The sequence below is a fragment of the Dolichospermum sp. LEGE 00246 genome (assembly GCF_015207865.1).
Classification (GTDB): domain Bacteria; phylum Cyanobacteriota; class Cyanobacteriia; order Cyanobacteriales; family Nostocaceae; genus Dolichospermum; species Dolichospermum heterosporum.
Genome location: NZ_JADEWA010000017.1, coordinates 19519 through 27818 on the forward strand (window position 1 = coordinate 19519; position 8300 = coordinate 27818).

Here is an 8300-nt window from a genome sequence, read left to right on the forward strand (position 1 = left end):
CTTTTTTGTGGAGTTCTCTATCTAAAAGCACCAACTCAATTTCGTTTATTTATCTCAGGATAGGTTTATGCAGCGCCTAAATTCTACAAGTTCATGATTTTAACTGCTTTAGTATCTCTAATTTTATATATTCATATTGCTGCTTTAACAAGCTTTTGCTGGTTCCGAATTCCGTAGAAGCTTTCATGCTCTGACTTTGTTGCACCCAATTCTTCAGATTTTGTGTTTGTAAGGGAGAAATACTAATACTGAACATATTAGTACAGCAATGTGAAGGTTCTAAGGTAAAGAAAAGTAAGGAATAGGACTCATTTTCCGCCAATGACCACACCAATTTGAGATTTTGGGAATTTTGCATATCTAAGTAACATGGTAGCCACTTAGGGGTAAGGTCATGGTCGTAAAGTAGTGTTATCCATAACAACATCGGATGGGGATGTGTAATAAAAATAAATCGAGTGTAGCGTGTAGTATAGGCATAATTTTGAATTTCTAATTCTGGTAACATTATCCATAAAGAAGCTGTAGATACTTTTTTTTCACTAATGAGTTGAGGAAAAACAATTTTTTGAGTTGGCTTATTTTGAGGCCAAGTAAATTGTTGATCAAGTATGATTTTGGTTTGAGATAATTCAGAATTTCCCAAACCTGAATTTAAAGCTGCTTGCTCCAAGGATTGTTCTATTTTATCCAGACCCTGGAGAATTTCCGTCATATTTTGGGGACGTTGACCTGGCTTTTTAGCTAAACAACTAATAATTAAATCATTGAGTTCCTGTGGAACTTGGAGACTGGGTTTTATATCTGATATATGTTTTGGTGATGCAAATAAATGTACTTGATACCAAGCCCCAAATCCTTGCGCTGCTGGTTGCCAAGGTTTTTGCCCTGTCAACATTTCAAACATGACTACACCTAAACTATAAATATCAGAACGACTATCTATATCTCCACCGTCTAATTGTTCAGGAGAACAGTATGCTAAAGTTCCATAACATTTTTCATTGGTGATCATTGATTCTGTACTATTAAGAAATTTGGCGATGCCAAAATCCAATATTTTAACTAATTTACCTAAGATGGGATCTGGAGTAACAATAATATTAGCTGGTTTAATATCTCTATGAACTAATGGCTGAATTTTTCCATCAATATTGACACCTTGATGAGCGCACTTTAAGCCTAAACAAATTTGCCGAGTTAGATTGAGAAACATGGGTATAGACAGAGGAATTAATTCCTTCAAACTTTGTCCAGATAAATATTCCATGACATAATATGGGTTGCCATTAGTAGTTACACCATAATCATAAGCATGAACAATATGCACACTTTTTTGGCTTAAAGCCGCACTGAGAAGAGCTTCACGGTTAAAGCTTTCCTGTCTTTGAGTATCAATAATAGTTTGAGATAAAAACTTAATGGCTACTGGTGTTCCTCCTAGCAGCATATCTTCTGCCAGAAATACCTCACCCATGCCACCTCTTTCAATTAATGTTTTAATTTGATAACGGTTGGCTACCAACTCCTGATTTTGTGGAGGTAGGTATGGACTATTATTCACGTTAATAACCTCTACAGTCAAGATGAAATTGATTTTGAATGACGACTACTTGTAACTAAACCCCTTTTTAAGAAACTATCAAATACCTTACGTACCCATGATGTAACATAACCTTTAATTTTGTTTCTGTCTCTATTTAAATTGGTTGCTATTTGTACTATGAACTACCTCTGGCTAACTTCGTTTGAGCCAGAGGTTTCTATATCCCCTAGCGTAGTCGTTTCGTCCGATTCTGATTATTTTTAACGGTTAGGTATTCTAAAGCGGCGGAATAATTTGGTTAGCGGAGATTCAGTTTTCAGCTTAAAGGCTAAAATTTGAGTTTGTTGTAGTCCATTAAAATTATTATCACTGATTAAAATTAGTGATGGTTGCCCGTCGGGGAGTTTTGCACCTAAGGTTAATCCCTCAATATTATCTAATGATACATCTAAAGTTCGTAAATCTAAGAGGAGTTTTTTTGCTGCTGGCTGGATTTTATCAGGGTCAATTTCGGTAATGCTCTCTAAGCTATGGATGTCTGTGGCCTTATTTAGGGAAACCTGAAACAGAAAAACTGTAAATCCCAAACCTGTAAAACTTCTTTCTATACTGAGAAAGTTTCCTGCGTTATCGATCGCTACTAAATCAGGTAAGCCACTGGCAAATTTACCTGTAGGATTAAACAAGGGTGTCACTGGTTGTGTTTGGTAGAGAAATTCCTGTTCTGGCTGTTTGGTTAAGAGGTTATATTGCAAAATGCGACAAGATGTACCAACACCTGATTGGGCTGCTGTACCATCTTGAATTAAGGCGTTTTCAGTGGCTGTAAATAGAAGTTTTTGATTCGGTGTAATGGTGAGACTTTCAAAGGCTAAGTTGTTGCGAATGCCTTTTTGCTTTTGAGAATCTGGCAAAAATTTATCCAGTATGGGTAAGGTATTAATTATTTTTCCAGAAGCTAGTGCAAACTCTTTAATAAAGGGATTGATGAGTCTGTCTACATCACCTTCTGAGGAAACAAATATGGTATCTTTATTAGTGAGGGCAACTCCTTCTGTATCAGTAGTATTGGGGAGGAATGGTTGATTATTATTATCTAATAAGTTCGTTACACCTACGGGAACAACTCCATTATTATTTAGTTTACCTTTACTCAGATCAATTGTTAAAGTATAAAAACGAGGTGGTGCTTCTTGCCCTCTGTCATCAGATATTGCGTAGTACAAGTTATTTTTGGCATCATAAGTAATTCCCGATAAACCGCCAACTTCGGTTTTTTGGAAAGTTAAACCTGTGGGTAAGGTAGCTTGACCAATAAATTCTATGCTGTTGATGATGAAAGAAGCGGAAGCGAAATTATTAACCAGAAAACTAATCAGAATTAGTGAAGTTGCCAAGATAAGAATCAGGAATGGTTTCCGAAATTTTGGAAGATGCAACATAGAATAATAGTAGGGGCGTAGGGTCTGCGCCCAGTTAGAAATTAGGAAGAAGAAAGAAGTTTTATGCACTTGTGAAAAAAGCGACCAGCCAATCTTTGACCGTACGGGTGGCGCGACAGTCATCTTCGTTGTAGTCTTGGATGATTGTTAATAAAGTGCGATCGCCTGTTTCTAACCACTTATCATACCAGTAAATACATTTAGCACCATTGGCTTCTTGTTCACGCCATTCAAACCCCACCCAACGGGCAATAGTTTTTAACGCATAACTATCTATTGGTAAAGCCACACTTTGAATTAATTGTTCATAAATATCAACAAACCGATTCAGGAGACGATGAATTTGAGCATGAGGTGTGCGGTACAGTTTTCCCAGGCGTTTGACTGTATCCACTTCATAAGCACAAAAATGATAAATTGGTGCTTGGGGATATTGATTCACTAAATTTAAAAATTGTTGCCAAATTAGAGGTTCTTGTTCTGGTTGTTCCGCCAAAAAAGCATAAAACTGTTCAGTATTAGCAACTCTATCCACAACTAAAACACCTAAAAGATAATTTAAATTTAAATCTGGCTGGGCTTCAATATCAAAATAAAGTTCAATCGGGGCTGTAAAAGTCAGATATTCTAAAGAAAAGGAATCAGCCAGAATCAAGGGTTGTTTCGTGAATACAGATTGGGCTTGGACAACTAATTTAGCAGCTACATTACTATCAAATCCTGTTAAGTTTTCTAAGGTGTTAGGATGGGTCTGTGCCAGTGCTTCTAAAGTAGTGATGTCCAAATTTTGCAATTGAGTGTAGCGAATCGGTGTTACACCTGGCAACAGAGACAGATGTTCTTGATATTTCGCTTTCGCATAACAATAATTATACCAGGGACAAAGATTACATTTTTGCCGAGAAATAAAAATTTCCGGTGCTTCCACCGACTCAATAACTTGAATATATTCCTCTAAAATATCCAGCATTTGTGGTGTCCATTTGTCCAAATCCACCACATAAGTTTTATCTTTATCTCGCAATATCAGCCCAGCCTGACTCAGAACCACATCCTGAACCATAGCTAAAACTTGGGCGTGAAAAGCAATAACTACCTGATATTCTTGCTTAGGACGCTTACCCAATTCAATATTAACCGGGACATAGTTCCAATTTCCAAAACGGGATTTCCCCGGCTGTTTCACAAGCAAATCTGGGCGACTCAGCAAAGTATATTTTTCATAATAGGTAGTTAATATTACACCACGACGAATATAACTCACTCCTTGCTGCATCAGTGCTAGAGTTGATGCTGCTCCTGCTTGCCAATCACTCGCAACATAATCCGGCTCGGAATAACTTAACTTTCTGACTATCCGCTGATGATGAAGGCTTTTGTCCTTCTGCACCTTCAGCATTAACTCATTGGGAATCTCTCGCTGAAGATAATCACCATGAACATCTAAAAAAGGTCGTCGCTGACAGCGTTGAAATTGTAGTAAAAGTTGAGCATTGATTAACATCCTTTTAAGCTAACAATAATTCAGAAATTAGAGGACAGTTAAGAATTGCATTGTTCAGCCAAATACTGTAGTTCTGGTTTTTCATGAGTGATTATCACAAACACATTATGTCCCACCGGAGTAACCAGCACAGAAGGTTCGACATTTTAGTATAAAACATCACTGTTGGCGATATTTTTCAACACCATATTACCAGCCCAATTAATAATGTCTTGTGTTTTCTCAGCTTACATGATTTTCCTCAGTTTTGGCTAATTTAACCTTCCGCGCCTCAAAGGCGGCATTAAAACCATCATCCTCATTGCCATAGAAATAAAGTGTAAATCGTTTTTTGTGGATTTTTGCAACTCTTAATCATTTATCCGCTCATTTTTGGGCTAGATATTGCTACACTGAATTTCATACAAAATCATAATTGTTGTCCCCTACACCTTGTGAGAGCATAAGGATCAGCTTTCTGGTGTCATCAAAAAAAAAAGAAAGATAAAAGAGCAAATCAAAACATGGTAGAATCCCTCAGAAAACCAAGCTCTGACGAAATTCGTTCTGGAGTTAAGTCCCCGGCGAAAGAAACCCTTTTAACACCAAGGTTTTACACAACCGATTTCGATGAAATGGCGCAGATGGATCTTTCCGTCAATGAACAGGAATTAGAAGCTATTATTGCAGAATTCCGCATTGACTACAATCGCCATCACTTTGTTCGGGATGCTCAGTTTGAAAAATCTTGGGACTCTATTGACGGAGAAACTCGCAAATTGTTCGTTGAATTTCTCGAACGTTCTTGTACAGCAGAATTTTCCGGCTTCTTGCTATACAAAGAACTCGGCCGTCGCCTAAAGGATAAAAGCCCCCTTTTAGCTGAAGGCTTTAACCTGATGTCACGGGATGAAGCCCGTCATGCTGGGTTCTTGAACAAAGCTATGTCAGACTTTAATCTTTCTTTAGATTTAGGGTTTTTGACTAAGAGCCGTAGTTATACGTTCTTTAAGCCCAAATTCATATTCTACGCGACCTATCTTTCTGAAAAGATTGGTTATTGGCGTTATATCACCATTTATCGTCATTTAGAAGCCCATCCTGAAGATCAAATTTATCCAATTTTCAACTTTTTTGAGAACTGGTGTCAGGATGAAAACCGTCACGGTGATTTCTTTGATGCGGTTATGAGAGCGCAACCACAAATGTTGAATGACTGGAGAGCTAAACTATGGAGTCGCTTCTTCCTGTTGTCAGTGTTTGCAACTATGTATCTCAATGATATTCAACGCAAAGATTTCTATGCTTCCTTGGGCTTGGATGCGCGTGATTATGATATTCATGTAATCAAGAAGACCAATGAAACCGCTGGTAGAGTCTTCCCAGTTATTTTGGATGTTGAGAACCCAGCGTTTTATCAGCGTTTAGATGTTTGCGTCAAGAATAACGAAAAATTGGCAGCAATTTCTAGCTCTAATACGCCTAAATTCCTGCAATTCTTGCAAAAATTCCCAATCTATCTATCTCATGGTTGGCAGTTATTACAATTGTATTTGATGAAGCCTATTGATGCGGCTTCTGCTCACGGTCAAGCTCGTTAATTTGAGTTTATTTTTTTGAGGAGGTGGTTTTGTCTTCGACAAAACCACTTTTTTTATTTATTTTTCAGTCATAGGGGAGCAAATTGGCAAAAATTTACATCAATACATGAACATCTTTTCAACTCTGTCACCTGCTATATCATGCACAAAAGTTTTAGATATCAATTACTGTTTCTGCTGACATTTTGTTTATTTACTAATTTATTACCTGCGGTGGGTGCAGTTGTCTGTCCAAGGGATGTTAAAGAATTAAAAGTAGCTGGGTATTATGATAGGGATGGTAGTAACGGACGTAGCGGTAGAGATGGACGCAGTGGGACAAGCCAGATAATAAACGCTGATGACGCTGATGGTTCGGCGGTTAGTCTTGACTTATCTGGAAAAGATGGTGAAGATGGCGAGGATGGTGAACCGGGTTTTCGTCCTAGTTGTCGGAATCATCAGGAAGAAGGACGAGATAATATTAATGCCCCCAATGGTGGTGATGGTGGTAGCGGTGGTGATGGTGGCAATGGTGGTCAGGGTGGCGATCTGACGGTCTATTATACGAATTTGGCAGATTTAAGGAAAATTGCCGTTCGGGCTGTTGGTGGCGAAGGTGGACGGGGTGGAAGAGGTGCTAGAGGTGCGGTGGGTTGTTCCTGTCGTCAACGACGTTGGGAGAGGGAAAGTTGTACAGGAAGATCTGGTACTCTCAATCGTCAATGTACTCAAAAGGTTTATCGGTGTTACGATGGACGCGATGGCAGTGATGGTAGAGATGGGCGTGATGGTAAACCGGGCAGGTTAGGAATTTTAAGTATAGTTAATGGCAAAGAAGCTTTAGCAGATGATAAACCAACTGCGGAAATTGCGGTTTCTCAATTGGCAAATCAACAATTTAATCTTTCTAAAAATAAGTGGCAAATTCGTCAAGGGGCAAAGTCTTTGCTGGCGATTGGTTCTGTAATTGCTGATGAATATCGAGAGTTTGAACGGCGTTTGGACGGAAGTTTTAAATTAGTTTGGCTAGAAAAAAATGCTATTAATAATTTTGCTAATCAATCTGTAAAACTCTCTTTAAATGAGAATCAAGAAATAGATATTGCTTTTCCTGAAAATCTCTGGGTTGATGGTAATACTAAAACTACAGGAACTTTGACGGATTACACTGTAAATCATGCTATTTTTCAGGAAGATGTAATTAGGTTAGCTGTGGCTGAATTTGCTAAGTCTGGACAAAATCTCAGTTTCAGAATAGTTGATTTAGCTGGTAAATCTGATGTGATTAATACTCGGTTTAAAGTGAAATATCGAGCGCAAGATAATTTTGATGATGCTTTTAATCCTCAAATTTTATACGAAGGGGAAGTTCCTGCTGAGTTAGTAAGTCGTAGTTATAATAATTTTACTCTAGCTTTAGGTAAGTTAAAAATTCCTAGTCAAGCTTTAAATTCAGGTGTAAAGGTTGATGTTGAAGTTGTGGCAATTCGTTCTTTAGGTGGACGTTCTATACAGCAAAAAATTAGTTGGCAAGGGGTAATTCGTAAGCGATGATAAGATTTAGATCCCCGACTTCTTAGAGAAGTCGGGGATCTTGTTATCCATAATTATTTTCCCATGTTGCGTTTGAGTTTTTCTAATTCATCTTGGGTTTCCCAACGGCGAAATGTATTTTCTAGGTCATCAAAATTACTGTTATAATTAGTAGCTGTATTCCAGCCATGAGTTTCAGTTTCTAATCTTTCTTGGGTTTGTGCTTTGGTTCTTGCTGTTTGTAATTCGGCTGCTTTGATTTGTACTTCTTGACGACGTTGTTGAATTTTGCGAAGTAGTTCTTGGGATTGACTAATACGTTCTTTTATACCTTGCATTTGTCCCCACATCTGATTTCCTTCTCGCAGTAGTGCTGCTTCTCGTTCTTGGGCTGGGGTGGCTAAGTCTTGTCTACCTGCGGCTTGGGCTTTTTCAATACGGATATGCCATTTTTGAATTTCTTGGGCTGTGGAGAGGATTTCATCTTGCGATCGCTTCTCTTGCAATTGTAACTCGGCAATTAATTTTAATGTATCTTCTTCTTGTTCCCGCAGTTGTTCTAATAGTGCTTCTAACTCTAAATGAGGGTTATTTCGCAAGAATTCTTCTAAACGACTTTCTAAAAACCGACTTAAATCATCAAATAAACTCACTGTTAATACTCCAAAGATTAGATATATGTTTATTTATAACAGGGAACGGGGGGTGGGGGG

6 protein-coding genes are annotated in these 8300 nt (G+C 38.1%); 2 read left to right on the forward strand and 4 right to left on the reverse strand.

Features of this window, described 5'->3' with window-relative positions; translation table 11 throughout:
• Positions 1-91: 91 nt before the first annotated feature.
• The 3 genes from IQ228_RS02325 to IQ228_RS02335 form a co-directional block, all read right to left on the reverse strand.
• On the reverse strand, positions 92-1564 hold the full coding sequence (locus tag IQ228_RS02325) for a serine/threonine-protein kinase (protein ID WP_193962074.1): 1473 nt from the start codon (positions 1562-1564) through the stop codon (positions 92-94).
• A gap of 242 nt (positions 1565-1806) precedes the next feature.
• Positions 1807-2988, reverse strand: a complete 1182-nt coding sequence (locus IQ228_RS02330) for an esterase-like activity of phytase family protein (protein ID WP_193962075.1) — start codon at positions 2986-2988, stop codon at positions 1807-1809.
• Between the two features lie 61 nt (positions 2989-3049).
• Positions 3050-4492: a TM0106 family RecB-like putative nuclease gene (locus IQ228_RS02335; protein WP_193962076.1), complete on the reverse strand. Its 1443-nt coding sequence runs from the start codon at positions 4490-4492 to the stop codon at positions 3050-3052.
• A gap of 503 nt (positions 4493-4995) precedes the next feature.
• On the opposite strand from IQ228_RS02335, the gene acsF reads away from it, so the two are divergent.
• Positions 4996-6072 carry a magnesium-protoporphyrin IX monomethyl ester (oxidative) cyclase gene (acsF, locus tag IQ228_RS02340; RefSeq protein WP_027401889.1) on the forward strand — a complete coding sequence of 359 codons (1077 nt, stop codon included), beginning with the start codon at positions 4996-4998 and terminating at the stop codon, positions 6070-6072.
• Between the two features lie 141 nt (positions 6073-6213).
• Complete coding sequence (locus IQ228_RS02345; protein ID WP_193962077.1) at positions 6214-7608, forward strand: collagen-like protein; 1395 nt, start codon at positions 6214-6216, stop codon at positions 7606-7608.
• 53 nt (positions 7609-7661) lie between these two features.
• On the opposite strand, the gene IQ228_RS02350 is transcribed toward IQ228_RS02345, so the two are convergent.
• Complete coding sequence (locus IQ228_RS02350; protein ID WP_027401887.1) at positions 7662-8240, reverse strand: TIGR04376 family protein; 579 nt, start codon at positions 8238-8240, stop codon at positions 7662-7664.
• Positions 8241-8300 lie beyond the last annotated feature (60 nt).

Bases quoted from the DNA above. Each gene is read 5' to 3' on its own strand.
- IQ228_RS02330 (WP_193962075.1), bottom strand. From the start codon at position 2,988: ATGTTGCATCTTCCAAAATTTCGGAAACCATTCCTGATTCTTATCTTG.
- IQ228_RS02335 (WP_193962076.1), bottom strand. From the start codon at position 4,492: ATGTTAATCAATGCTCAACTTTTACTACAATTTCAACGCTGTCAGCGA.
- acsF (WP_027401889.1), top strand. From the start codon at position 4,996: ATGGTAGAATCCCTCAGAAAACCAAGCTCTGACGAAATTCGTTCTGGA.
- IQ228_RS02345 (WP_193962077.1), top strand. From the start codon at position 6,214: ATGCACAAAAGTTTTAGATATCAATTACTGTTTCTGCTGACATTTTGT.